This window comes from Allobosea sp. GW823-FHT01F03, assembly GCF_058798075.1.
On record NZ_CM179505.1, the window covers coordinates 937,698 to 961,809 of the forward strand.

The 24,112-nt window shown below is 67.6% G+C and carries 25 protein-coding genes; 14 read left to right on the forward strand and 11 right to left on the reverse strand.

Annotated features, from left to right (window positions below; all coding sequences use genetic code 11):
* Positions 1–20: 20 nt before the first annotated feature.
* From rsfS to proB, 4 genes are all read right to left on the reverse strand, one after another.
* Positions 21–461: a ribosome silencing factor gene (gene rsfS / locus AC3RCC_RS04285; RefSeq protein WP_291638980.1), complete on the reverse strand. Its 441-nt coding sequence runs from the start codon at positions 459–461 to the stop codon at positions 21–23.
* 39 nt (positions 462–500) lie between these two features.
* Entirely contained in the window at positions 501–1,112 is a 612-nt protein-coding gene (locus AC3RCC_RS04290; RefSeq protein ID WP_291638981.1) for a nicotinate-nucleotide adenylyltransferase, read from the reverse strand.
* Positions 1,109–2,350, reverse strand: a complete 1,242-nt coding sequence (locus AC3RCC_RS04295; protein ID WP_492258745.1) for a glutamate-5-semialdehyde dehydrogenase — start codon at positions 2,348–2,350, stop codon at positions 1,109–1,111. Before AC3RCC_RS04295 ends, AC3RCC_RS04290 begins: the two co-directional genes overlap by 4 nt.
* Positions 2,351–2,430: 80 nt before the next feature.
* On the reverse strand, positions 2,431–3,570 hold the full coding sequence (gene proB / locus AC3RCC_RS04300) for a glutamate 5-kinase (protein ID WP_492257704.1): 1,140 nt from the start codon (positions 3,568–3,570) through the stop codon (positions 2,431–2,433).
* Positions 3,571–4,089: 519 nt separating this feature from the next.
* On the opposite strand from proB, the gene rpsU reads away from it, so the two are divergent.
* The 5 genes from rpsU (at position 4,090) to AC3RCC_RS04325 (ending at position 8,272) form a co-directional block, all read left to right on the forward strand.
* The gene (gene rpsU, locus AC3RCC_RS04305; protein ID WP_291638983.1) at positions 4,090–4,353 is read left to right on the forward strand and encodes a 30S ribosomal protein S21; all 264 of its coding nucleotides are present in this window, start codon (positions 4,090–4,092) and stop codon (positions 4,351–4,353) included.
* An 85-nt stretch (positions 4,354–4,438) separates the two neighbouring features.
* Positions 4,439–4,816 carry a DUF6481 family protein gene (locus AC3RCC_RS04310; RefSeq protein ID WP_291638984.1) on the forward strand — a complete coding sequence of 126 codons (378 nt, stop codon included), beginning with the start codon at positions 4,439–4,441 and terminating at the stop codon, positions 4,814–4,816.
* A gap of 318 nt (positions 4,817–5,134) precedes the next feature.
* On the forward strand, positions 5,135–6,250 hold the full coding sequence (locus tag AC3RCC_RS04315; RefSeq protein ID WP_291638985.1) for a TRAP transporter substrate-binding protein: 1,116 nt from the start codon (positions 5,135–5,137) through the stop codon (positions 6,248–6,250).
* Positions 6,251–6,347: 97 nt separating this feature from the next.
* Positions 6,348–6,941 carry a TRAP transporter small permease subunit gene (locus AC3RCC_RS04320; RefSeq protein WP_291638986.1) on the forward strand — a complete coding sequence of 198 codons (594 nt, stop codon included), beginning with the start codon at positions 6,348–6,350 and terminating at the stop codon, positions 6,939–6,941.
* An 11-nt stretch (positions 6,942–6,952) separates the two neighbouring features.
* On the forward strand, positions 6,953–8,272 hold the full coding sequence (locus AC3RCC_RS04325) for a TRAP transporter large permease (RefSeq protein ID WP_291639015.1): 1,320 nt from the start codon (positions 6,953–6,955) through the stop codon (positions 8,270–8,272).
* Positions 8,273–8,275: 3 nt separating this feature from the next.
* Here AC3RCC_RS04325 and AC3RCC_RS04330 read toward each other — a convergent pair whose 3' ends face one another.
* Complete coding sequence (locus AC3RCC_RS04330; RefSeq protein WP_492257705.1) at positions 8,276–8,794, reverse strand: hypothetical protein; 519 nt, start codon at positions 8,792–8,794, stop codon at positions 8,276–8,278.
* Between the two features lie 213 nt (positions 8,795–9,007).
* On the opposite strand from AC3RCC_RS04330, the gene AC3RCC_RS04335 reads away from it, so the two are divergent.
* Positions 9,008–9,313, forward strand: coding sequence for a hypothetical protein (locus tag AC3RCC_RS04335; protein ID WP_291638988.1), 306 nt, complete (start codon positions 9,008–9,010; stop codon positions 9,311–9,313).
* Between the two features lie 153 nt (positions 9,314–9,466).
* Here the strand turns inward: AC3RCC_RS04335 and AC3RCC_RS04340 are convergent, their stop codons facing one another.
* Positions 9,467–10,891 (reverse strand): M20 family metallopeptidase, encoded by a 1,425-nt coding sequence (locus AC3RCC_RS04340; protein ID WP_291648564.1) that lies wholly within the window; start codon positions 10,889–10,891, stop codon positions 9,467–9,469.
* 141 nt (positions 10,892–11,032) lie between these two features.
* Between AC3RCC_RS04340 and AC3RCC_RS04345 the strand changes: the two genes are divergently transcribed.
* Positions 11,033–12,187: a glycosyltransferase family 4 protein gene (locus AC3RCC_RS04345; protein WP_492257706.1), complete on the forward strand. Its 1,155-nt coding sequence runs from the start codon at positions 11,033–11,035 to the stop codon at positions 12,185–12,187.
* Positions 12,184–12,852, forward strand: a complete 669-nt coding sequence (locus AC3RCC_RS04350) for a class I SAM-dependent methyltransferase (protein WP_492257707.1) — start codon at positions 12,184–12,186, stop codon at positions 12,850–12,852. The genes AC3RCC_RS04345 and AC3RCC_RS04350 overlap by 4 nt, the downstream gene beginning before the upstream one ends.
* 18 nt (positions 12,853–12,870) lie before the next feature.
* On the opposite strand, the gene AC3RCC_RS04355 is transcribed toward AC3RCC_RS04350, so the two are convergent.
* Both AC3RCC_RS04355 and AC3RCC_RS04360 read right to left on the reverse strand, forming a co-directional pair.
* Positions 12,871–13,938: a patatin-like phospholipase family protein gene (locus tag AC3RCC_RS04355; RefSeq protein WP_291638992.1), complete on the reverse strand. Its 1,068-nt coding sequence runs from the start codon at positions 13,936–13,938 to the stop codon at positions 12,871–12,873.
* Positions 13,935–14,720 (reverse strand): 3-hydroxybutyrate dehydrogenase, encoded by a 786-nt coding sequence (locus AC3RCC_RS04360; RefSeq protein WP_291638993.1) that lies wholly within the window; start codon positions 14,718–14,720, stop codon positions 13,935–13,937. The genes AC3RCC_RS04355 and AC3RCC_RS04360 overlap by 4 nt, the downstream gene beginning before the upstream one ends.
* Before the next feature lie 127 nt (positions 14,721–14,847).
* Between AC3RCC_RS04360 and AC3RCC_RS04365 the strand changes: the two genes are divergently transcribed.
* The 3 genes from AC3RCC_RS04365 to AC3RCC_RS04375 all read left to right on the forward strand — a co-directional run bounded on the left by AC3RCC_RS04365 (position 14,848) and on the right by AC3RCC_RS04375 (position 18,827).
* Positions 14,848–15,378, forward strand: a complete 531-nt coding sequence (locus AC3RCC_RS04365) for a Fur family transcriptional regulator (RefSeq protein WP_492257708.1) — start codon at positions 14,848–14,850, stop codon at positions 15,376–15,378.
* A gap of 69 nt (positions 15,379–15,447) precedes the next feature.
* Positions 15,448–16,734: a flavodoxin-dependent (E)-4-hydroxy-3-methylbut-2-enyl-diphosphate synthase gene (gene ispG / locus AC3RCC_RS04370; RefSeq protein ID WP_492257709.1), complete on the forward strand. Its 1,287-nt coding sequence runs from the start codon at positions 15,448–15,450 to the stop codon at positions 16,732–16,734.
* Positions 16,735–16,841: 107 nt separating this feature from the next.
* The gene (locus AC3RCC_RS04375; protein ID WP_291638996.1) at positions 16,842–18,827 is read left to right on the forward strand and encodes a potassium transporter Kup; all 1,986 of its coding nucleotides are present in this window, start codon (positions 16,842–16,844) and stop codon (positions 18,825–18,827) included.
* Positions 18,828–18,875: 48 nt separating this feature from the next.
* On the opposite strand, the gene AC3RCC_RS04380 is transcribed toward AC3RCC_RS04375, so the two are convergent.
* A complete protein-coding gene (locus AC3RCC_RS04380) occupies positions 18,876–19,826 on the reverse strand; it encodes a polyprenyl synthetase family protein (RefSeq protein WP_492257710.1) in 951 nt (316 codons plus the stop codon).
* Between the two features lie 84 nt (positions 19,827–19,910).
* On the opposite strand from AC3RCC_RS04380, the gene mtgA reads away from it, so the two are divergent.
* Both mtgA and rpmF read left to right on the forward strand, forming a co-directional pair.
* A complete protein-coding gene (gene mtgA, locus AC3RCC_RS04385; protein ID WP_492257711.1) occupies positions 19,911–20,684 on the forward strand; it encodes a monofunctional biosynthetic peptidoglycan transglycosylase in 774 nt (257 codons plus the stop codon).
* 89 nt (positions 20,685–20,773) lie between these two features.
* A complete protein-coding gene (rpmF, locus tag AC3RCC_RS04390; protein ID WP_291638998.1) occupies positions 20,774–20,959 on the forward strand; it encodes a 50S ribosomal protein L32 in 186 nt (61 codons plus the stop codon).
* Between the two features lie 103 nt (positions 20,960–21,062).
* Here the strand turns inward: rpmF and AC3RCC_RS04395 are convergent, their stop codons facing one another.
* The gene (locus AC3RCC_RS04395; protein ID WP_492257712.1) at positions 21,063–21,293 is read right to left on the reverse strand and encodes a hypothetical protein; all 231 of its coding nucleotides are present in this window, start codon (positions 21,291–21,293) and stop codon (positions 21,063–21,065) included.
* Positions 21,294–21,453: 160 nt separating this feature from the next.
* On the opposite strand from AC3RCC_RS04395, the gene AC3RCC_RS04400 reads away from it, so the two are divergent.
* A complete protein-coding gene (locus AC3RCC_RS04400; protein ID WP_492257713.1) occupies positions 21,454–23,148 on the forward strand; it encodes an EAL domain-containing protein in 1,695 nt (564 codons plus the stop codon).
* A 176-nt stretch (positions 23,149–23,324) separates the two neighbouring features.
* Here the strand turns inward: AC3RCC_RS04400 and phaR are convergent, their stop codons facing one another.
* Entirely contained in the window at positions 23,325–23,915 is a 591-nt protein-coding gene (gene phaR, locus AC3RCC_RS04405) for a polyhydroxyalkanoate synthesis repressor PhaR (protein WP_492257714.1), read from the reverse strand.
* Positions 23,916–24,112: the final 197 nt, after the last annotated feature.

Consider the following 24,112-nt stretch of genomic DNA (forward strand, 5'->3'; position numbering starts at 1 on the left):
CCACTCTTTCGCATCCCGCTCTAGCCAACCAAGCGCTCATGCGGCCGGTCGGCGCCCCACATCTTCTCGAGATTGTAGAACTGGCGCACTTCCGGACGGAAGATGTGGATGATGATGTCGCCGGTGTCGATCAGCACCCAGTCGCAGGCCGGCATGCCCTCGACCTTCGGCGTGGCATGGCCCGCCTGCTTGAGCTTCTCGACGAGGCTTTCCGCAATTGCCGCGACATGGCGGTTGACCGTGCCCGATGCGATGATCATGGCGTCGGCCAGGGAAGTCTTTCCAACGAGGTCGATGACCGTGATGTCCTCGGCCTTCATGTCGTCGAGGACCTGGAGCGCGAGGGTTACGCCGGCAGCGGCCGGATGATCGACTGCGATTGCCGGCGAAAGCGGCTCGGAGCCTGTTTCGCCGAGGGTTTGACGGGTCAGAGCCGTGTCCTCATATGACGACGCGCTCATGGCGCGACTGGGCCAATCTACGCGCGCAACGCCCATAATTCAATTGTTTTCGGCGTTTTCGCGCAATTGCGTCGAGGACAGATCCGAGCGCCTGCCGTGCAGGAAGATCCAGGCCGGCGGGGTTCTGACGGCGAGCGCGCCGCCCTGATTCTCGGGCAGGCGCCAGCGCGCCAGCCAGTTTCCGGCCGGAGAGGACACCGAGCGATGGGTCGTTCCCGGCCGGTCGATCACAGCGATCGGCATCATCCGGGCGATGGCGCGCCATTCGTTCCAGCGATGGAAGCTGGCGAGGTTGTCCGAACCCATGATCCAGACGAAGCGCACGCCCGGGCAGCGCCGCTTCAGGGCGCGCAGCGTATCGGCGGTGTAGCGGGTGCGCAGGCCGGCCTCGATGCCGGTGATGTGGATGCGGCCATGGTCGGCGAGGTTGCGGGCGAAGGCGATGCGCTGCGCCAGAGGCGGCAGGGCGCGATTGTCCTTCAGCGGGTTTCCCGGGCTGACCAGCCACCAGACGCGGTCGAGCTGGAGCCGGCGCAGGGCCGTCAGGCTCGCCATCCGGTGCCCGTCATGGGCCGGATTGAAGGAGCCGCCGAACAGGCCGATGCGCAGGCCGGGCGCGTAAGGCGGCAGGCGCAGGTCCTCGGTGCTCACGGGCGGGTCTGGCCCCGGCCGTGCACCCGGTATTTGAACGAGCAGAGCTGCTCGACCCCGACCGGACCGCGCGCATGCATGCGCCCGGTGGCGATGCCGATCTCGGCCCCGAAGCCGAATTCGCCGCCATCCGCGAACTGGGTCGAGGCATTGTGAAGGACGATCGCCGAATCGACCTCGGCGAGGAAACGCTGCGCCGCGCCCTCGTCCCCGGTGACGATGGCATCGGTGTGGTGGGAGCCGTAGCGCTCGATATGCTCGATCGCGGCGTCGAGGCCGGGGACGACCTTCGCCGCGATGATGCGGTCGAGATATTCGGTGCCCCAGTCCTCCTCGCTCGCCGGGGTAACGCGCGGATCGGCGGCCTGGCAGGCCGCATCGCCGCGCACCGCACAGCCGGCGTCGAGCAGGTCGGAGAGCAAGGGCTTCAGATGCGTGGTGGCGCAGGCCTCGTCGACGAGCAGGGTCTCCGCCGCGCCGCAAACGCCAGTGCGGCGCAGCTTGGCGTTGAGCAGGATCTCCTCCGCCATCGGCAGATCGGCCGCGCCATGGACATAGAGGTGGCAGTTACCGTCGAGATGGGCGAAGACCGGCACGCGCGCATCGGACTGCACGCGCGCGACCAGGCTCTTGCCGCCGCGCGGCACGACGACGTCGACATTGCCGTCGAGCCCGGCGAGGATCTCGCCGACGGCGGCGCGGTCACGGCTGGGCACGAGCTGGATCGCATCGCGCGGCAGGCCGGCGGCGGCAAGGCCATCCTGCATCGCAGCGGCGATTTCACTCGAGGTCCGGAAGCTGTCGGAGCCGGCTCGCAGGATCGCGACATTGCCACTCTTCAGGCACAGCGCGCCGGCATCGGCGGTGACATTGGGGCGGCTTTCGAAAATCACGGCGACGACGCCAAGCGGCGTCGCGACACGCTCGAAGAACAGGCCGTTCGGCTGCGTCCAGCTCGCCAGCACGCGGCCGACCGGGTCGGGCAGGGCGGCGATGCCGGCTACGGCCTCGGCGACCGCGGCGAGGCGGTCTTCGTCGAGCGCGAGCCGGTCGAGATAGGCCGCGTTCTGGCCAGCGGCGCGGGCCTCGTCGAGATCCTGCCGGTTGGCGGCGAGGATTGCGGCCGAGCGCGCGTGCAGCGCCGTGGCGATGGCGCGCAGGGCATCGTCGCGCCGGGAACCCGGAGCCGAGGCGAGCTGTCTCGCGGCAGCCCGCGCTCGCTTGCCGAGCTCACGCATCAGAGCCACGACCTCGCCGTCTTCATTGCTCGCCTCGGGCTGGCGCGTGGCGCTGTTGCTGGTCATGATCCGGTGCCCACTCAGTCGGCGCGATCGTAGCCGAGGCGCAGCGCCATGTCGTCCCGGTGAATCATCTCGGCCCGTCCGGGATAGCCGAGCACCGCGGCGATATCGCGGGAGGCCTTGCCGAGGACGCGCCCGGCCTCGTCCGCATCATAGGCGACGAGGCCGCGGCCGAGCTCGCTGCCGTCGCCGGCGCGGATCAGCACAGCGTCGCCACGGCTGAAATTGCCTTCGACGCGGGTGACGCCGACCGGCAGCAGGCTGGCGCCGCCGCGCAAGGCCCGGGCAGCACCTTCGTCGACATGCAGCGCGCCGCGCGGCTCGAGCGTCCCGGCGATCCAGGTCTTGCGCGCCGTCGCCGGTGTCGAGCCGCTGAGAAACCAGGTGCAGCGGCCGCCCTGCGCGACCTGGCGGAGCGGGTTCTTGCCGCGCCCGTCGGCGATCAGCATATGGGCGCCGCCGGCGGTGGCGATCTTGCCGGCCTCGATCTTGGTGCGCATGCCGCCGCGCGAGAGTTCGGAGGCGGCGCCGCCGGCCATCGCCTCGATCGCGGGCGTGATCGTCGGCACCACCGGGATGAGCTGCGCGTCGGGGTTGGACTGTGGTGGGGCTGTGTAGAGCCCGTCGATATCGGAAAACAACACGAGTAGGTCGGCGCCGGCCATGGTCGCCACCCGCGCTGCCAGCCGGTCATTGTCGCCATAGCGGATCTCGGAGGTGGCGACGGTGTCGTTCTCGTTGATCACCGGCACGGCACGCAGGTCGAGCAGGCGGCCGAGCGTGGCGCGGGCGTTGAGATAGCGGCGGCGCTCCTCGGTATCGGCGAGGGTGAGCAGGACCTGGCCGGCGACGAGGCCGTGATGGCCAAGCGATTCGGCCCAGTTGCGCGCCAGCGCGATCTGGCCGATCGCGGCTGCGGCCTGGCTCTCCTCGAGCTTGAGCGCGCCGGCCGGCAGCTTGAGTACGGTCCGGCCGAGTGCGATCGCGCCCGAGGAGACGACCAGGACATCGGTGCCGCTCGCATGCAACTCGGCGAGGTCCTCGGCGAGCGCCGCGAGCCAGGCATGGCGCAGGCGGCCACCGGCGCGATCGACGAGCAGTGAGGAGCCGACCTTGACGACGATGCGGCGGAACTGGTGGAGGGCGGGAGTGCTCACGCGGGTGGACCGGGGCGGGCGGGACGGGAAGGGACGAGTACCAACGGGTTCCGTCTTGGCGAAATCGCGGCGGTTGTAAAGCGCTACGACGTCTGCGGCGGCGCTAGCGACCGGTGTTTGCGGGAGGCTGCGCCGCGCCGAGCGCATGGCGGGTATTGCTCCGACATCGCGCAAGCAGACCCGGTCACCATGCCGCAACCGGGTCCGCCGGAGGGCGGGGCGGGCTGGCCGGGCAGCCGGGTCCGGGCGGAGTAATCCAGCGCGAACAAGGGCTTCGCCCTCGAGGCGTCCGTGTGTCGCGGACGCTGCGTTACCCGGTGCCGGCGACGCCGATCCGGCGGGTCGTGGCGCCTCCGCTGAGCTCCTTCCGGGGCGAAGCTTGCAAAAAAGGCGGCTAATTGCCACTTCCAGTGAAGGATGGACTGGCGTTTGCGGTCTTAGTCTGCTACCGCACCGCGCAGATCGCGGGCCTGCCGACTGCTTGGCCCCTCCAATCCAGTCTCTTGTCAGGAGCAATGCATGCAGGTTCTCGTGCGCGACAACAATGTCGACCAGGCCCTCCGAGTTCTGAAGAAGAAGATGCAGCGCGAGGGCGTGTTTCGCGAGATGAAGCGCCGGGCCGCCTATGAGAAGCCGTCGGAGCAGCGCGTCCGCGAGAAGGCCGACGCCGTTCGTCGCGCTCGCAAGCTCGCCCGCAAGCAGGCTCAGCGCGAAGGCCTGATCGCCGCGCCGAAGCCGAAGGTGCCGCGGCCCCGCCCTGGCGTCGCAGCCGCCCCGCGTTGATCTCAGTACAAATCTCCCGCGATTTGCCGTAAGCGGCTCCCGCCTACGGCAGCCTCGCCCCGTGTAAGCAAAGAGAAGCGAAACCTTGAAGAATCCGAACGACCGCCATTTCACTGATCGCCAGGCCAATTCCGCGAATGCGAAGAAGGCCCTGCTGGAGCGCTTCAAGGCGCGACCCGGCCCGGACGATCCCGTGATGGTGCAGCGTCGGGCCGAGCGCGAGGCGATCGCGGTGGCGCGGGCCGAGCGCGAGGCCAAGAAGGAGGCCGAGCGCCTGGAGCTGGAGCGCCTGGCGGCGATCGAGCGGGCTGCCCGCGAGGAGGCCGAGCGCATCGCCGAGGCCGAGCGCGAGGCGATCCGCAAGGCCGAGCAGGCCAAGCGCGATGCGGAGCGTCCGCGCCGCGTCCTGCTCGAGGCCGTCCAGTACATGGAAATGCGCGTCGCCGGCAAAGGCCGTCGCTGAGTCTCGCACTGTCGCCGCAGAGGCGGCGAGAACTCCAGAGTTTCTTGACGAAAACCCGCCCGGCCATGCCCGGCGGGTTTTTTACATGACGACGACCTGAATGCTTTCTTTGCGTCATCTTGAGTGCGCCCTGCAGTAAAATATGCGCCCGAGGTGTTTTGTTTCCGCCTGGGAACAGCACTCATTCCCCGGCGGCTTTAGTCCTTCGACTAATTTCCCCTTGCCTTACGCTCTAGACCACGAAACTCTGGTCTCAGGCCATCAGAGCCGCAATCAAATGCACGCCGGTCGAACGGCGCAGCTTCTGGGGAGAGAACCATGACTTCCGAACCGACGAAGACGCGCGCCAGCCGGCGCAACTTCCTCAAGGTCGCCGGGCTTGCCGGGGCAGGCGCGGTCGCCATGCCCCAGGTCAGCCGGGCGCAGACGGTCACCTGGAAATTCCAGTCGACCTGGCCGACCAAGGACATCTTCCACGAATTCGCCGGCGACTTCGCCAAGCGCGTCAACGACATGTCCGGCGGCCGGCTGAAGCTCGACGTGCTCGCCGCCGGTGCGGTCGTGCCGGCCTTCCAGATGCAGGACGCGGTCGCCGCTGGCATCCTCGATGGCGGCCACGGCGTCTCGGCCTATTGGTACGGCAAGAACAAGGCCTTTTCGCTGTTCGGCACGCCGCCGGCGCTGGGCTGGGACGCCACCAACTTCCTCGGCTGGATGAATTATGGCGGCGGCTACGATCTCTACAACGACCTCGTGCAGAACCAGCTCAAGCTCAATCTGGTCGGTTTCTTCTCGGGGCCGATGCCGTGTCAGCCGCTGGGCTGGTTCAAGAAGGAGCTGAAGACCGCCGACGATTTCAAGGGGCTCAAGTACCGCACCGTCGGGCTCGCGGCCGATCTGAAGCGCGAAATGGGGGCCGCGGTCACCATCCTCGCCGGCGGCGAGATCGTGCCGGCGCTGGAGCGTGGCGTGATCGACGGGGCGGAGTTCAACAACCCGTCCTCCGACTCGATCCTCGGCTTCCAGGACGTCGCCAAGGTCTACATGCTGCAGAGCTACCATCAGGCGGCGGAGAGCTTCGAGCTGCTCTTCAACAAGACCAAGTTCGATGCGCTCGCGCCCGAGCTGAAGGCGATGGTCAAGTTCGCGGCCGAGGCCGCCTCCTCCGATATGAACTGGAAGGCGCTCGACCGCTATTCCAAGGATATCGAGGCCTTGCGCGCCAAGGGCGTCAATGTCGTTGCGACGCCGGAGGCGATCCTGAAGGCGCAGCTCGCGGCCTGGGACAAGGTACTCGACAAGCTCGGGGGCGAGAACGCCTTCTTCAAGAAGGTGGTGGATTCCCAGAAGGACTGGGTCAAGCGCACGGTCTCCTATCAGCGGCTCAACGAGCCGTCGCGCGACCTCGCCTTCAACCACTTCTTCAAGACCTGACCCCGTTCGCGTGATGACGCGATGAGAAGACACCCGCCGCCCTTCGCGGTGGCGGGTGTCCTGTGCCGGTTTTGCAAGCAGCAGGCAGCGGATACGCATGGGACTGATCCTGGCGATCGACAAAGTGAACACAGCCATCGGCAAGCTCGCCGGCTGGACCATCCTGATCCTGACATTGGCGATCAGCTATGAGGTCTTCGCCCGCTACGTTCTGCGCGCGCCGACCGAATGGGCCTTCGATGTCAGCTACATCCTCTACGGCACCTTGTTCATGCTGGCCGGGCCCTATGCGCTCGCCCGCAACGCCCATGTCCGCGGCGATTTCCTCTACCGGGCCTGGAGCCCGCGCACGCAAGCGCGGCTCGATCTGGCCCTCTATGTCCTCTTCTTCTTCCCCGGCATCATCGCGCTGGCCTGGGCCGGATACAAATTCGCGGCCTTCTCCTGGATGATCGGCGAGCATTCCTCGAATTCGCCGAACGGCCCGCCGCTCTACCATTTCAAATCGCTGATCCCGATCGCCGGCGTGCTGATGACGGTGCAGGGCCTGGCCGAGGTCGCGCGCTGCGTCATCTGCCTGCGCACCGGCGAATGGCCGCCGCGGCTGCACGATGTCGAGGAAACCGAAAAGCTCATTCTGGAACAGGCCGCGGCCGCGCAGGACGCGCCCGACGCCGGGAAAGCGATCTGATGCTGCTTGGCATGGGTAATCCCGAACTGGGCGTGCTGATGCTCGTCCTGTTCATCGTCTTCATCATGCTCGGTTTCCCGATCGCCTTCACGCTGATGGCGCTGGGTGTCGGCTTCGGCTACTGGGCGATGGGCGACACGGTCTTCAACCTCGTCGTCCAGCGCACCTATTCGGTGATGGCCAACGACGTCCTGGTCTCGATCCCGCTCTTCATCTTCATGGGCTACATCATCGAGCGGGCGAACATCCTCGACAAGCTGTTCCACTCGATCCAGCTCGCGCTCGGCAACGTCCCCGGCTCGCTCGCCATCGCGACGCTCGCCACCTGCGCGATCTTCGCCACCGCCACCGGTATCGTCGGCGCGGTGGTGACGCTGATGGGCCTGCTGGCCTTCCCGGCGATGTTGCGGGCCGGCTACGACGTCAAGCTCTCGGCCGGCGTGGTCTGTGCCGGCGGCTGCCTCGGTATCCTGATCCCGCCCTCTGTGATGCTGATCCTCTATGGCGCGACGGCCGGCGTCTCGGTGCCCAAGCTCTATGCCGGCGCTCTGTTCCCCGGCCTGCTGCTGGCCGGCATGTACATGCTCTATGTGCTGATCCGCTGCTGGCTCAACCCGGCACTGGCGCCGAAGCTGCCGAAGGAGCAGACCGACGTGCCCTGGACCACCGTGGTCTGGGCGCTGGCGACGAGCTTCTTCCCGCTGACATTGCTGATCATGTCGGTGCTCGGCGCGATCTTCTTCGGCATCGCGACGCCGACCGAGGCCGCGGCGGTGGGCTCGCTCGGCAGCCTGATCCTCGCCGCCGCCTATCGCTCGCTGAGCTTCGGCAAGGTCAAGGATTCGGTGATCCTGACGGCGCGGACCTCGGCGATGGTCTGCTGGCTCTTCGTCGGCTCCTTCATCTTCTCGTCGATCTTCGCCATTCTCGGCGGTCACGAGCCGATCAAGAACCTGGTCACGGCGCTCAACCTGTCGCCGACCATGTTCCTGATCGTCGCGCAGATCATCATCTTCATTCTCGGCTGGCCGCTGGAATGGACCGAGATCATCGTGATCTTCGTGCCGATCTTCCTGCCGCTGCTGGAGTTCTTCAAGATCGATCCGCTGTTCTTCGGCATCCTGATCGCCTTGAACATCCAGACCTCGTTCCTGTCGCCGCCGGTAGCGATGGCGCCCTTCTATCTCAAGGGCATCGCGCCACCGCATGTCACGATCAACCAGATCTTTTCGGGTGTGATGCCCTATCTGGCCCTGGTGCTGGTGGCGATGCTGCTGGTCTATGTCTTCCCGGGTATTGCGCTCTGGCTGCCGAAATACCTCTATGGCTGAGGGTCAGCGCTCGCTGCGGCTATCCTGGCCGCAGCGGAAGCCTGTCGCCTTCTCGTCGGCGAGGCGGCGTGCCTGCGCATTGGCGTCGTGGCTGCGGCCATCGACACTGCCGATGACGCATGAGACGCCGTCCGGGCTGAGCCGGTAGACGACGAGGCGGCTGCCATCGAGCCTGCCGACATTTCGGCCGGTGGCGTAGCGCAGGATCGCGGCTTGTGGCCGGCTGCCCCTGGGCCCGCGCCATTCGATGGTCCGGCCGGCTTCGAAGAAGCCCGCCTTGTCCGAGACGGTCTCGGCGATCGGCCGCGTGCTGAAATCGACCGAGGAGGAATCATCGCCGGCGGTCCAGATCACCGGAGTGCCGGCCTTGCCGGCGCAGCGATGCACCGAGACACCCTGATCGTCGGGACGGGCCTTCCGGCATTTGCCGTAGTCATGGCTGGTGTAGCTGCTGGTCCAGCGCTCGGCGGCCGCGGCGGTGCCGAACAGGGCCAGGCAGAGCCCGAATGCGATCGTCCTCATCGGCAGGCCCTTCTTCGGCGATGCTGCCTGCATCAAACGCCGGAGAAGGCGGAAAGCAAGTCTCGTGAGAGCGGGCCGCCGACTGTCGTCGCGAACTCGGAAAAGGGCGGTCTTCGATTCTTTTTTGAGTGTCCGGCGATTCAGGTTCTGGGGCGAACAAGGCCTGATCATGGCGAATGGTTCGCCACCCGGCTACTCAATCGGAGAACGAACATGACCCGCACCAAGAAGAGCTTCGCCGCCGCCGTCGCCGCCCTGGCGCTGGGCGCTTCCGTTTTCGCCACCTCCGATGCCGAAGCCCGTCCGCGCTATCGCGGCGCCGCCATCGGTGCCGGCATCGTCGGTGCGCTGGCCGTCGGCGCCCTCGCCGCCGCGGCCGCCAGCCCCGCCTATGGCTACGGTTACGGTTATGAGCCGGCCTATGCCTACGGCCCCGTCCGCCGCTGCCATCTGGTCGATCGGGTCAACTATTACGGCGACGTCATCGGTACCCGTCGCGTCTGCCGCACCTATTACTGAGCTTTCCCGAGGCCGTCCTCCCCGGCCAAACTTCAAGGCCCGCCAGAATGGCGGGCCTTTTTCGTGCTTGTGGCGCTGGAAACGAGCCGCGCCGTCATTCCGGGCTCAGGCCTTCGGCCCGCCCCGGAATGACGGTGGAGGTTCCGCGCGGAATCAGCCGCCGGTCGACATGGTCAGCGGCGGCTTCACCTCGGCTGGAATCGGCGAGACATAGCCGCCATCGGCGGCGACGCGCTTCTGGAAATCGGCCTTGGCCGCCGCCATCAAAGCGGGGTCGGTCAGCACGGCGGCGCCGGTCGCGGCCATCGCCTTGGCGACCTGGACCATCGCCTTGTGAGCGGCCGGGGTCTTGCCCTGCGCCACCACCTGCCAGGTGTGGAAGGGCGTGCCGATCGCGACCGTCGGCGCATGCGCCTGAACGGTCGGCACGACCCAGCTGACATCGCCGACATCGGTCGAGCCGATCGCCGGGTTGCGCGGGGCGTCGAGCGGCACGGTGAAGTCGGCGAGCGCCGCGTCGGTCTTGGGCAGGCCGATCGAGCGCCAGAGCGCGTCGATGTCCTTCTGGGTCAGCGTCGCGCGGATCTTGCGCGCGAACTCCTGGTCGGCCTCGTCGAAATGCGGCGGGCCGAGATCCTCCATGATGCCCTGAAGGGCGCTTTCCAGCGGGCCGTTGCCGACGACGTTGGAGACGGCGCTGACGATCTTCACCTCGACCTTGGTCTCGGTCATCAACGCGGCGCCCTCGGCGATTTTCTTGACGCGGCCGACGAGCTCAAGCATGCCCGGCAGATCGCGGGCACGGATCGAATAGCGCACGCGGGCATGGGCCTGGACGACGTTCGGCGCGATGCCGCCGGTGTCGAGCAGGGCATAGTGGACACGCGCATCGCTCGGCATGTGCTCGCGCATATAGTTGACGCCGACATTCATCAGCTCGACGGCGTCGAGCGCGCTACGGCCGAGTTCGGGCGAGGCGGCGGCATGCGAGGTGCGGCCGGTGAAGGTGAAGTCGGCGCGGGTATTGGCGAGCGAGAGCGGCGGCGTCACCTCCCAGAAGCTGTTCGGATGCCAGGAGATCGCGATATCGGCGTCCTCGAAGGCGCCGGCGCGGACCATGAAGGCCTTGGCGGCGCCGCCTTCCTCGGCCGGGCAGCCATAATAGCGCACGCGGCCGGGCAGCTTGTTCTCGGCGAGCCAGTTCTTCATCGCGGTCGCGGCCAAAAGGGCGGCCGAGCCGAGCAGGTTGTGGCCGCAGCCATGGCCATGGCCGCCGGCCTCGATCTCGCGATGCTCGGCGACGCCGGCCTCCTGGCTGAGGCCCGGCAGCGCATCGTACTCGCCGAGGAAGGCGATGACCGGGCCGCCTTCGCCGGCTTCGCCGATCACCGCGGTCGGGATGTCGGCGACGTTCTCGGTGATGCGGAAACCCTGATGCTTCAGTTCGGCGACATGCTCGGCGACGGAGCGCTTTTCGGTGTAGCAGACCTCGGGGATCGCCCAGACGCGATCGCTGAGTTCGATGAAGCGCTGCTTGCTGGCGTCGACATGGCGCCAGAGATCGTTGCGGTTGTCCATTGCTGGTCTCGTTCTGCGGTGAGCTTTCGGACCTTTGTCGCAAGCATGGAACCTCGCGTCCAGCAACCGCAAGGCATGGCAGTCCTGTCCGGGACTATCCTTGGTGCTTGATTTTCGGGGCGGCATCGGCCTGATGCGCGCATGGCTCGCCGCAAGCTTCTTTTCGTCGCCACCGAGGACTGGTTCTTCGCCTCGCATTTCCTGCCTATGGCGCGGGCTGCGGGCGAGATGGGCTTCGACGTCGCGGTGATCGCCCGCGAACGCCAGCACCGGCGCGTGATCGAGGCGGCCGGCGCCAGGCTGATCGCGCTCGAGGCTGAACGCCGCAGCCTGTCGCCCAAGGCGCTCTATCGGCAGGTCATGGCGCTGAAGCACCTGATCGCCGCCGAGCAGCCGGACATCCTGCACTGCATCGCGCTGAAGCCGATTGCGCTCGCCGGGTTTGCCGGGAAGATCGCCGGGGTCGAGCGGCGGGTCTATGCGCTGACCGGGCTCGGCTTCCTCGGCGCCCGCGAGGGCGCGGTGGCGCAGGCGGCCCGGCTGGCGGCACGCTTCTGGTTGCGCGAGGCGATCGACGGGCCGCAGGTGCGCTTCCTGTTCGAGAACCCGGATGATCCGGTCATGCTGGGCCTCGATCCCGCCGATGCGACGAAGGTCGCGATCGTCGGCGGTGCCGGCGTCGACCCGCTGATCCTGATGCCGGAGCCGATGCTGCCGCAGCCGCCGCTCAAGGTCGCCGTCGTCGCGCGCATGCTCTGGTCGAAGGGCGCCGACCTCGCCGTCGAGGCGGTGACGCTGGCGCGCAAGCAGGGTGCGCGGATCGAACTCACCCTGCACGGTGCGCCCGACCCGTCCAACCCCAAGGCGGTGCCGGAAGCGACCTTGCGCGAATGGTCGTCGCGCCCCGGCATCAAATGGGCCGGGCCGACGCGCGATATCGAGGGTGTCTGGCGCGCCCACCATGTCTGCTGCCTGCCTTCGCGCGGCGGCGAGGGCCTGCCGCGCACCTTGCTCGAAGGCGCCGCCTGCGGCCGGGCGCTCTTGACCACCGACGTGCCAGGCTGCCGCAGCTTCGTGCGCGACGGCCAGGACGGTTTCGTCGTCCCGGCCAATGATGTCGCGGCCCTGACCAAGGCGCTGCTCGCGCTCGCCGGCTCGCCCGGCATGGTCGAGCGCATGGGGCTGAGCGCGCGTGAACGGCTGCTCGCCGGCTATACCGAGCGCGACGTGATGGAGGGGGTGAAGGCGCTCTATCGCGGCCTGCTCGGGCAACCGCAGGCGGATGTCGTCGCATGAGCGAGGAACTCGCGACGGAGGATCGGCTCGGCTTCATCCGCGCCCATACACGTCTCCTGCCGGTGCCGCACGCGCCGGAGATCTCGCTGCATGTCGCCGAGGAAGCGACCGAGCTCTGGCAGAAAACCGAGGAGGAGCTGGCGACGATCGGCCTGCCGCCGCCCTTCTGGGCCTTCGCCTGGGCCGGCGGGCAGGCGCTGGCGCGCTATGTCCTCGACCATCCGGAGGTGGTGAGCGGGCGGCGCGTGCTCGATTTCGCCAGTGGCTCCGGGCTCGTCGCCATTGCTGCGGCCAAGGCCGGCGCAGCCGATGTGGCGGCAGCCGATATCGACGCCTTCGCCGCCGCGGCGATCGGCCTCAATGCCGAGGCGAACGGCGTTTCGGTCACGCCCCGGCACGAGGATCTGATCGGCCGGGACGAGGGCTGGGAAACCGTGCTCGCCGGCGACATCTGCTATGAGCGCGAGCTCGCGGGGCAGGTGATCGACTGGCTTTCAGCCCTGTCGAAACGCGGCGCGACCGTGCTGATCGGTGATCCCGGCCGCAGCTACCTGCCCAAGGACCGGCTCGTCGAGGTCGCGACCTATCAGGTTCCGGTGACGCGTGCGCTGGAGGATGCCGAGATCAAGAAGAGCTCGGTGTGGCGGCTGGCGGGCGCACCGTGACGGCGCTGCCGTTCGCTCTCAGTCGATCGCGTCCTTGAGATCGACCGTGCCCTGCTTGCCGATCGCGTCGTAATTGCGCTTGAGCCAGCGCTTGGCGGCATTGCGCCCCATATCGCGCAGGCGCAGCAGGAAATCCCATTCGGCCCTGAGGCGCGAGGAGCTGGTGAGCTGGGCCAGAGGCGCGCCGCCATCGATCCGGTGCATCAGAACGCGCTTGTAATCGGCCGTTGAAAGCTTGCCGGCATCGATCAGGCGGTTGACGAAGGCGATGGCGCGCAGTTCGCGCAGGAGCGAGGCGTTGAAGGTAATCTCGTTCAGCCGGTCCTGGATGGCGCGGGCATTGGTCGGCAGCTCCTTGCGCTCGAGCGGGTTGATCTGGACCAGCAGGATGTCGTCACCCTGCGCCTCGTAGAACAGGGGGTAGAGCGCCGGATTGCCCATATAGCCGCCGTCCCAATAGGCCTGTCCGTCGATCTCGACGGCCTGGAACAGCATCGGCAGGCAGGCCGAGGCCATCAGATGGTCGGCGGTGAGTTCCTGGCGGGTGAAGACCCTGATCTTGCCGGTGCGGACATTGGTCGCGGCGATGAACAGGTTGACGTCGGCGCAGCCGCGCACCTTGTCGAAGTCGATCAGGTCCGCAATGACGCCGCGCAGCGGGTTGATGTTGAGCGGGTTGACGTCATAGGGGCTCGCCATCTTCGAGAACATCTCGAACCAGATCAGGCCGGGCGGGTGGCCATTGCTCCAGGCGCCGAGCATGGTGTCGAGCAGCGAGCGCTCGGAGCCGCCATATTTGCCGTCGACGCTGATCCGGCGCCAGAAATTCTCCAGCGCCGTGCGGGCGCCGTCGGCGCCGCCATCAAGCCAGCCCTCGGCGAGCACGACGGCGTTCATCGCCCCGGCGCTGGCGCCGGTCATCGCCTCGATGGCGATCCTTCCATCGGCGAGGATCGCGTCGAGCACGCCCCAGGTGAAGGCGCCATGGGCGCCGCCACCCTGCAGGGCGAGGTTGACCGACTTCTCCGCCTTCGGCCCGGCGAGGCCCTTGACCTGGGGGACGCGGCGCTGGCGGCGGCCGGTCACGCGGCGGTCCAGCCGCCGTCCATCGGCAGGGTCGTGCCGGTGATCGACTTCGCCGCGTCGGTGCAGAGGAAGACGGCGAGCGCCGCGACCTGCTCGACGGTGACGAACTGCTTGGTCGGCTGGGCGGTCAGGAGCACATCGTTGATGACCTGCTCCTTGGTGAGGCCCCGCGCCTTCATCGTGTCGGGGATCTGCTTCTCGACCAGCGGCGTCCAGACATAGCCGGGGGCGATGGCGTTGACGGTGATGCCCCTGGTCGCGACCTCGAGCGCCACCGTCTTGGTGAAGCCGGCGATGCCGTGCTTGGCGGCGACATAGGCCGATTTGAAGGGCGAGGCGACGAAGGCGTGGGCCGAGGCTGTGTTGATGATCCGGCCCCAGCCCTTCTCCTTCATCTTCGGCAAGGCGGCGCGGGTGGCGTGGAAGGCCGAGGACAGGTTGATCGCGATGATCTGGTCCCATTTCTCGAGCGGGAACTCGTCGACCGGGGCGACATGCTGGATGCCGGCATTGTTGACGAGGATATCGATGGCGCCGAACTCCTTCTCGGCCTCGGCGACCATCGCCGCGATTTCGTCGGGCTTCATCATATTGGCTGCGGAGTAGCGCGCCTTGACCTTGAACTCGGTCTCGATGCCGGCCCGTTCCTTCTCGATCGCGGCGGCATCGCCGAAGCCATTGATCACGACATTGGCGCCCTCCGCGGCGAGTGCGCGGGCATAGGCGAGGCCGATGCCGGAGGTGGAGCCGGTGACGAGCGCGGTGCGGTCTTTGAGGAACATTGCGGGCGGCTCCTGACAAGGGGCGGGGAATTGCTTAGCTTACAGGCGGCGAGGGCGGCCGCGCCAGTCGGCGAGACTTGGTCGCCGGACGGTGCCTTATGTGATATTGCAACGCAACATGACAAAAATGCAGCCAGATGCGCACGATCACAGCCATGAGCACGCCCATGCCGAGGGCGGCTGCCGGCACGCGCACGACCATGCCGGCCAGGCCGAGGCGGGGTTGGCCCGGGCCGAGGCGGTGTGCAGGGAGCGCGGCCTGCGGTTGACGCCGATCCGGCGCAAGACGCTCGAGGCGCTCTATGCCGACCACCGCCCAGTCGGCGCCTATGATCTCGCCGACCGGATTTCGCCGCCGGGCGGGCGCCGGCTGGCGCCGATCTCGATCTATCGCGCCCTCGACTTCCTGGTCGAGCAGGGCTTCGTGCACCGTCTGAGCTCGCGCAACGCCTTCATCGCCTGCCCGCACGGCCATGGCGCCGACGAGGCGGTCGCCTTCCTGATCTGCGAGGTCTGCGGCGGGGTCGACGAGGATGCCTCGCCCGCCATGCGCGGAGCGATCCGCGGCATGGCGCAGGCCCGGCAGTTCAAGCCTTCCTATCAGGTCGTGGAGATCGTCGGACGCTGTGAGCATTGTCGTCATGCCGACGCCGCTTGACGATTTTCCTTCAAGGGCGCAGTTCAGCCGCAGTGAACCGTTCCCGGCCCTGAAATCCGGACCTTCTTCATGACCGAGCCGCTCCAGATCTGCCTGCCCGAAGGTCCGCATGCCGCGCCCGCGCCGCGGGCAGGTACGGTCCCGGTCATGGTCGGGCACGTCAAGGTCGGCGGTGGCGCGCCGATCGTCGTGCAGTCGATGACCAATACCGACACCGCCGACATCCCGGCGACGGTCGGCCAGGTCGCGGCGCTGGCGCGGGCCGGCTCCGAGCTGGTGCGCATCACGGTCGACCGCGACGAGGCGGCGGCGGCGGTGCCGCATATCCGCGAGCGGCTCGACATTCTCGGCATCGACGTGCCGCTGATCGGCGATTTCCACTATATCGGGCACAAGCTGCTGGCCGATCATCCGGCCTGCGCGCAGGCGCTGGCGAAATACCGGATCAATCCCGGCAATGTCGGCTTCAAGGACAAGAAGGACAGGCAGTTCGGCCAGATCGTCGAGCTCGCGATCAAACACGGCAAGAGCGTGCGCATCGGCGCCAATTGGGGCTCGCTCGACCAGGAGCTGCTGACCGGGCTGATGGACATCAATGCGCGGTCGCCGCGGCCGATCGATGCGCGCGCCGTGATGCGCGAGGCGATGGTGCGCTCGGCGCTGTTCTCGGCCGAGCGCGCCGAGGAGATCGGGCTCGGGCGCGACCGGATCATCCTCTCGGCCAAGGTCTCGGGCGTGCAGGACCTGATTGCGGTCTACCGGATGCTGGCCTCGCGCGGCGACTACGCCATCCATCTCGGCCTGACCGAGGCGGGCATGGGCTCCAAGGGGCTGGTCGCTTCCTCGGCGGCGCTCGGCGTGCTGCTGCAGGACGGGATCGGCGACACGATCCGCTTCTCGCTGACGCCGGAGCCGGGCGGAGACCGCACGCTCGAGGTCAAGGCCTCGCAGGAACTGCTGCAGACCATGGGCTTCAGGGCCTTCGTGCCGCAGGTCGCCGCCTGTCCGGGCTGCGGGCGTACGACCTCGACGGTTTTCCAGGAGCTGGCGCGGGACATCCAGGACTGGATCGCCGCTTCGATGCCCGAGTGGAAGCTGCGCTATCCCGGCGTCGAGGGGCTGAACGTCGCGGTGATGGGCTGCATCGTCAACGGCCCCGGCGAATCCAAGCATGCCGATATCGGCATCTCGCTGCCCGGCACCGGCGAGGCGCCGACCGCACCGGTCTTCGTCGACGGCAAGAAGGTCACGACCCTGCGCGGCGCCAACATCGCGACCGAGTTCAAGACCATGGTCGACGAGTATATCGGCCGGCGCTACGGGCAGGCCTATGAGTTGCGCAAGGCGGCGGAATAGCCGCGAGCCGACTGTGGCTTTGGTGGGCTTGCGCCTATGCGTGCGATACGGGCCGTGCTAGAGGCCCCGGCCTTTCGCTGCATCGCAGCATCCGCGGAGCATCCCTGATGGGTCATGACCAGCAGAATCCGGCCCCTGCCAAGCCGGACGGGGACCGCTTCGGGCTCGAAGAGCCGGTAAGTGGCGGGCATTCCTCGCATAGCTATGCGGCGCTGGCGCTCGGCGCGCTCGGCGTGGTTTTTGGCGATATCGGCACCAGTCCGCTCTATGCGTTGCGCGAGACGATCCTGGCCGCGACCGGCGCCGCCTCGGGCGGCCATGGCGGTGCGGTCGACGTCACGCTCGCCGGCCCGCTGCCGCGCGAGGTCATCCTCGGCGTGCTCTCGCTGATCCTGTGGTCGCTGGTCAGCGTCGTGACGCTGAAATATGTCGTGCTGCTGCTACGGGCCGACAATAACGGCGAGGGCGGCACGCTGACCCTGGTCGCGCTGGCGCAGCGTGCGCTCGGCCGGTCCCGCGGCGGCGTGGTGCTGTTCCTCGGCATGGCCGGGGCGGCGCTGTTCTATGGCGATGCGGTGATCACCCCGGCGATCTCGGTGCTCTCGGCGATCGAGGGCATCAAGCTGGTGACACCGGTGCTCGACGACTATGTCGTGAGCATCGCCTCAGTGATCATGATCGCGCTCTTCCTGGTGCAGAGCCGCGGCACGGCCAAGGTCGCGAATTTCTTCGGTCCGGTGATGACGCTCTGGTTCCTGACCCTGGGTGGGCTCGGAATCTACCATATCTCCGACGATCTCGGGGTCTTGGCCTCGATCAATCCCTATTATGGCCTGCGCTTCTTCGTCGACCATCCCGGCCTGTCGCTCGCTGTGCTCGGCACGGTCTGTCTGGCGGTGACCGGGGCGGAGGCGCTCTATGCCGATATGGGCCATTTCGGGCGCGGGCCGATCCGCGGCGCCTGGCTCTATCTGGTCTTCCCGGCGCTGTGGCTGAACTATCTCGGCCAGGGCGCGCTGATCCTCTCCGATTCCTCGGCGATCGAGAATCCGTTCTTCCGTCTGGCGCCGCAGGGCTTCACCCTGCCGCTGGTGATCATGGCGACGATCGCCACCATCATCGCCAGCCAGGCGGTGATCACCGGCGCCTTCTCGCTGACCCGGCAGGCGATCCAGCTCGGGCTGCTGCCGCGGCTCGAGATCCGGCACACCTCGGAACATACCTCCGGCCAGATCTTCATCCCGCGGATGAACACGCTGCTGCTGTTGACCGTGCTGCTGCTGATCTGGACCTTCAGGACCTCCTCCAATCTGTCGCACGCCTATGGCATCTCGGTGTTCGGCGCGATGGCGGTGGATTCGCTGCTCGCCTTCATCGTGATCTGGCGGGGCTGGCGCTGGAGCCTGCTGGCAACCTCGCTGGTGCTGGTGCCGTTCCTGCTGATCGACATCGCCTTCTTCTCCGCCAATCTGCTTAAGCTGTTCAGCGGCGGCTATGTCCCGGTGCTGTTCGCGATCGCGCTGACCGTGCTGATGTGGACCTGGGTGCGCGGCACACGGATCCTGTTCGACAAGACGCGCAAGACCGATGTGCCGCTGCTCGAACTGGTCGGCATGCTGACCAAGAGCCCGCCTTACCGGGTCAAGGGCATGGCGGTGTTCCTGACCAGCGATCCCGAGACGGCGCCGGCCTCGCTGCTGCACAATCTCAAGCACAACAAGGTGCTGCACGAGCGCAACGTGATCCTGACCGTGCGCTCGGCCGATACGCCGCGCGTCGCCGAGAGCGAGCGGGTCAGGCTGTCGCGGATCACCGAGGATTTCTGGCGCGTCGAGATGGTCTACGGCTATATGGAGAGCCCGAACATTCCCAAGGGGCTCGCCATCCTGCGCAAGCAGGGCTTCAAGTTCGACATCATGTCGACCTCGTTCTTCCTGTCGCGCCGCTCGATCAAGGCCTCGCCGAATTCGGGCATGCCGGTCTGGCAGGACAATCTCTTCATCGGCCTGACCAAGAGCGCGACCGACGCCACCAACTTCTTCCAGATCCCGACGGGACGCGTGGTCGAGGTCGGCACGCAGGTCACGGTCTGAGCGGGGCGAGCCTCGTCGCGGCGTAGCGCCCGCCCGGGCAGGGCGGGCTCAGCTCTTGCGATTGGCGGCGAAGCGCGCCGCCGCCCGCAGCATCGCCGCCTCCGGCCCGAACCTGCCGAGGGTCGCGATCGCCTGCTCGCTGAAGCGATCGCGTTCGCGCTTGGCCGCTTCGAGGCCGAGCGCGGCGACCAGGGTCGCCTTGCCCCTGGCATCGTCCTTGGCGGTCGCCTTGCCCATCTGCTCGGGGCTGGCCTCGATATCGAGAATGTCGTCGGCGACCTGGAAGGCCGCTCCGAGCGCCCGGCCGTAATCCGTCAGCGCTGCCAGGCTTTCAGCATCGGCCTGTCCGAGACGGGCGCCGAGCGCGACGCTCGCCGCCAGCAGCGCGCCGGTCTTCATCGCCTGCAGGCGCAGGATCGCGGCCTCGCCGAGGCGCGCAGGCGCGCCTTCCGCGGGAAAGCGCCCTTCGGCCGCCAGATCGAGCATCTGGCCACCGACCATGCCGCCGGCACCGAGCGCGCGCGATAGCATCAGCACCAATGCAGCGCGCGTCTCGCCGTGGCGATGCGTGGCGGGGTCAGAGAGGACGTCGAAGGCGAGCGTCAGCAGGCTGTCGCCGGCGAGGATCGCCGTCGCCTCGTCATAGGCCTTGTGCACGGTCGGCCGGCCGCGGCGGATGTCGTCATCGTCCATGGCCGGCAGGTCGTCATGGACCAGCGAATAGCAATGGGCGAGCTCGACGGCCGCGCCGGCACGCAGGGCCTGCGCGCGATCGACACCGAAGATGCGGGCGGTCTCGGCGACCAGGAAGGGGCGCAGGCGCTTGCCGCCGCCGAGCGCGCCATGACGCATCGCTGCCAGCAGGCGCGCCGGCCGATGGATCTCGCCGGCCGCCGGCTCATCGCGCAGCAGGCTGGTAAGCAGCGCCTCGAGGGCATCGGCGGTCTCGGCCAGGCCGGCGGCAAGAGCCTCCTCGGAGGCGGTCTTTGCGGAACTCATCAGGCCCTCTCGCGTTCGCTTGCCGGGCCGGTGCCCAGCGTTTTGGGGCTTGCAGGAGGCGGGCTTCATCGTCAAGCGTGGGGCATGACAGGAATGGCAGGCAATCCGGGACCGAAGCGCAACGGCCTCGCGACGCGAATCATCCGCATCCTGACGATGACCATGCTGGCTCTGGCGATCAGCTTCGGCGTGGCGCTCGTGCTCTACCGCTTCGTTCCGGCGCCATCGACCCTGATGCTCGGGCGCTGGCTGAGTTTTCGCGAGGTGAATCGCGACTGGGTACCGCTGGAGCAGATCTCGCCGCATCTGGTCCGTGCCGTGATCGCCTCCGAGGATCAGCGCTTCTGCAGCCATGCCGGCGTCGACTGGGGCGAGCTCAATGCCGTGCTCCAGGACGAGGACGGGCCGAGCCGCGGCGCTTCGACGCTGACCATGCAGACCGCGAAGAACCTCTTCCTCTGGCCTGGGCGCTCCTATCTGCGCAAGGCGCTGGAGCTGCCCGTCGCCCTGTCGATCGACCTCGCCTGGCCGAAGCAGCGGATCATCGAGGTCTATCTCAACATCGCCGAATGGGGCGAGGGCGTCTTCGGCGCGGAAGCAGCGGCGCAGCGCTATTTCGGCAAGCCGGCGGCGAAGCTGACGCCGGCAGAGGCGGCGCGCCTGGCCGGGGCGTTGCCCAATCCGATCCTGCGCAATCCCGGCCGGCCGAACCGCGCCCTGCAGGCCGCGGCAGGGCGCGTGCAGCGGCGCATGCAGCAGCTCGGGCCGCTCGGCGACTGTGCGCTGCCGCGCCGGAGCGCAGCGGCCTTGCCAGATTTTCGGCGGGGAGCTCTAGCCAGAGCGCGCGCAAGCGTGTAAAGGCCTGCCACCTTACGAATGTGACGTCGTCGCACAGGTCGTGCGGGCGAAAGCCCAGCGCCTCCGGCGGCGGCATGATGGAGAGTACCATGGCCGTTCCGAAGAGAAAGACTTCGCCGTCGAAGCGCGGCATGCGCCGCTCGGCCGACGCGCTGAAGCAGCCTGCCTATATCGAAGACAAGAACTCCGGCGAACTGCGCCGTCCGCACCATGTCGACCTGAAGTCGGGCATGTATCGCGGCCGCCAGGTGCTGAAGGCCAAGACCGAGGCCTGAGGACGAGCGGGCGCGGCCCGCTTGTCCCGAGTGATTTGAGAAGGCCGGCCATCAGGCCGGCTTTTTCGTTTTGCGGGTGCGCGCGGGCCTGATTGCGGGCCGCTCAGGCCAGGCGCGGCGCGATGCGGGTGGTGCGGGACGCTGTGCCCGCCGCCTTGCGATAATGGCCGGCTGCGGCGGCGGGTGTCTCCAGGCTGCGCCTGGCGAACGGGCCGATCCCGGCATGGCTGGCGGCGAGCTGCACCAGGAAAGCGGCCGGCACGAGCGGCGCATGCGGACGCCGCCGTTCGGAACTGCGCCGCTCGGAAGAGCCGTTCCAGACCTCTTTGCTCATTGTGCCGCTCCGAAACGCCAGGACTGTCCGGGGCTGGAGGCTGCAAGCACGAGGCCGGGCTTAACCGTCCGTTAAGCCAGAGAGATGCATCGTTTCGGGACAGATTCCGCTCTCTCGAATCCGGGTCCGACGGCCCCCCCGTCGCCGAGGCCGTCGTCCGATGCCCGTGCCTTCCATCTTCGGCTCTCGCGACGAGAAGATCGTCGATCCGCGCAGCTTGCTCTCTTCGATCGGCGAGGTGGTCTACACCTGGGACATCGCCACCGATGCGCTGGACTGGGGCCCGAACGTCGCAGAGGTCCTCGGCCCGGTCGCGCCGACGGTGCTGGTGCGTGGCCTCGCCTTTGCCGGTCTGGTCGAGCCGGGAAGCGGGCGCAGCCGCTATGACGCGATCCATTCGGCGGGCGCACAGGATTCGGGCGAGGGGGTGACCTATCGCACGCGCTATGCGGTCGACCTCGCCGGCCGCAAGATGTGGATCGAGGATGCCGGGCGCTGGTTCGCCGGCATGGATGGCCGCCCGGCGCGCGCACGCGGCGTACTGCGCCTCGAGCGGGCGGTGCGGCCGCAGGAACTCGATGTCGATCACCACGATCTCTGCGACCGCTCCGCTCTGGTCGAGCATGTCGAGGCGGCGCTGGCCGAGCATTTGCCGGCGGAGCGCGGCCTCGTGGTCCTTATCGGCGCGATCGACGAGCTCGCCCGACTCAATGACGATTTCGGCCATGAGGCGACCGACGAGATCATCCAGGAGGTGCAGGAGCGGCTGCGTTCAGTGATGCGCCGGCGCGACCAGCTGATGCGCTATTCCGGCAATCGCTTCGCCATCCTGCTTGCAGGTTGTCCGGCGGCGCAGGTCGAAGTCGCGGCGCAGCGCTTCATCAAGGCGGTCGCGAGTTCGGCGATCGAGACCTCGCATGGCATCGCTCTGGCGCGGCTGCGCCTCGGGGCGGCGATCGCGCCGGATTTCGCGCGTGAGGGCGGCGCCCTCGTCGCCGCGGCCGAGAGCGCGCTCGCCGGCGCCAAGGCCGGCGCTGTCGACGAAGCGGTGATCGCGCGGCGCAATGTCGTGCGCAAGAGCGTCGGCGCCTCGGCCGCCCATGATCTCGAGGCGGTGACGGCGCTCAACGAACGCCGTGTCCGGCTGGCCCTGCAGCCGGTGGTCAGCGCGGTCACGCGCAGCCATGTCTTCAGCGAGGCGCTGCTCAGGGTGGAGCGGGCGCAGGGACAGGGCTTCCTCGCCACAGCCGAGCTGATCCCGCTGCTCGAGCGGCGCAGGCTGATCCGATTGTTCGATCATCGCGTGCTCGAGCTCGTGATGGCCCTGCTGGCCGAGCAGCCGCGGCTGAGGCTTTCGGTCAATGTATCACCGCGCTCGCTCGCCGACCCGGAATGGCTCGATGCCTTCCTCGCCTGCACCCGAGGCCGCAGCTCCGAGGCGTCACGGCTGATCGTCGAGGTCACGGAGACGGCGACGATCGCCGATTCCGCGCGGATGGTGAAGCTGCTGACGCGGATCAAGGAACAGGGCGCGCGCGTCGCGATCGACGATTTCGGTGCCGGCCATACCTCGCTGCGGCATCTGCGCGCCTTTCCGATCGACATCCTGAAGCTCGACGGCGCTTTCACCCAGAATCTGCGGCGCTCGACCGATGATCGCTTCTTCGTGCGCACGCTGCTCGATCTCGCGCGCCATCTCGAGGTCGAGACGGTGGCGGAATGGGTCGACGACGATCTCCAGGCCGCGATGCTGCGCGACTGGGGCGTGACCTATCTGCAAGGTCACCTGGTCGGCAAGGCCGAACTCTGGCAGTCCAGTCCGGCCCTGGTCGCGCCGCTTTCCGAGGCGATCTGAGGCTTCGGCATGGACCGCAGGGCGAAGCCGGCCCCCAGGTCGATGCCTTAGGTCGCCGCGCGTCCGTTCGGACGCGGTTACGGTGATCTATCTCATTGTTACCGCATCGGAATTTTCCGAAAAGTGGAATCCACTTTTCGGTCCGATGCTATAGAGCCGCCCTCGCTCGTCCGGCCTCACTTGCTCTTGGCGAGCTTGTCCAGCATCTCGCGCATCTCGTTGAGCTCGCGCTTGAGATCGCCGAGTTCCGCATTTTCGGGCGCGGCCGGAGGGGCTTCCGCCTGGGCCTTGGCGCCGGCCGCGGCGAAGGGATTGAACAGCCGGAAGGCATCGGTGAACATGGTCATGTTCGCCCGGGTCTGGGCCTGGATCGCGTCGAGAGCGCCGGTGCCGAAAGTCCCGCCGCCGAAGGCCTTGCTCATCTGCTCGCGGAACTGGTTCTGTTCCTTGGCCAGATTCTCCATCGAGAATTCGAGATAGCGCGGCACCAGTGCCTGCATGCTGTCGCCATAGAAGCGGATCAGCTGGCGCAGGAAAGCGATCGGCAAAAGGTTCTGCCCGTCCTTGCTCTCTTCCTCGAAGATGATCTGGGCCAGCACCGAGCGGGTGATGTCCTCGCCGCTCTTGGCATCGTAGACGACGAAATCCTCGCCATTGCGCACCAGGCCGGCGAGATCTTCCAGCGTGACATAGGAACTTGTGCCCGTGTGGTACAGCCGACGATTGGCGTATTTCTTGATGACGGTCGCTTCTTTGTCGCTGGCCATAGATATCCACGCGCCCTGCACCGACCGACCGCCCCGGGATCGGAGCGGCGCCGGAAACGGTTCCCTAGCGTGACGATAGCCTGTCGGCCACCGGCTGCAAGTTTTTTGAGCGCCAGGGCGGCGATGCCTGCCGCTGCCTCGATGATAGGCTTCGCCCGATGGCTGTCTTGACGGCGTCGCCGCGCCCTTCGAAGGTG